The sequence below is a fragment of the Gardnerella sp. CCPDSM genome, assembly GCF_056754715.1.
Genome location: NZ_JBQEQO010000053.1, coordinates 1 through 578, shown reverse-complemented (window position 1 = coordinate 578; position 578 = coordinate 1). Strand labels below are relative to the sequence as shown.

General features: G+C 40.8%; 1 protein-coding gene. It reads right to left on the bottom strand.

Annotated features, from left to right (window positions below; translation table 11 throughout):
- Positions 1-206: 206 nt before the first annotated feature.
- Positions 207-578, bottom strand: a 372-nt coding sequence (locus ACTJLE_RS06470) for a DUF2815 family protein (protein WP_481267906.1), incomplete at its 5' end; no start/stop codon positions are given.

Genomic DNA, 578 nt, shown 5'->3' with positions numbered 1-578 from the left:
ATAAAAGAGGTGACAGAAAACCTGCCACCCCACTTATAGAATCTTCTAAATCCTGTTTTTCAGGAATCTTCTAATTCCTATTTAGAATGTGTTTAATATCAACGTAAAGACTCACGAGTTTCTTTACCGTGAAATCAAGAAGTAATACTCCTATAAACACTGAAATAAAAACCGCTATAACAATTTCCATAATTAACTCACGCTCCTTATGCTAGAAAATCATCATCTTCTAAAGTCGTAAAATCATCGGTTGCGAGGCTACGTCCTCCGAGTGGCTCACCGTCTCGAATCTTTTGAATATTGCCAAGACCGCAAGCAATACCCTTATTACCGTTAGAGTTAAACGCGTAGAAGTTGATGGAAACCCTCGCATAGCAGCCTGAATACACTTCACTGCGATCCATGATTGGTTTTACCTGTTTGTCTACAATCTGCGGAGCCGTGGTTGAGTTCGCGTTAATGAAGTAATGTCCTTTATACGCTTCATCATCACGCTCAATGTCACCGTCTCGAAGTGGGAGTTTAATCGCTTGCTTGTTTGGTTTCTTACCACCGAACTTGCCGACACCTTCCTCAAT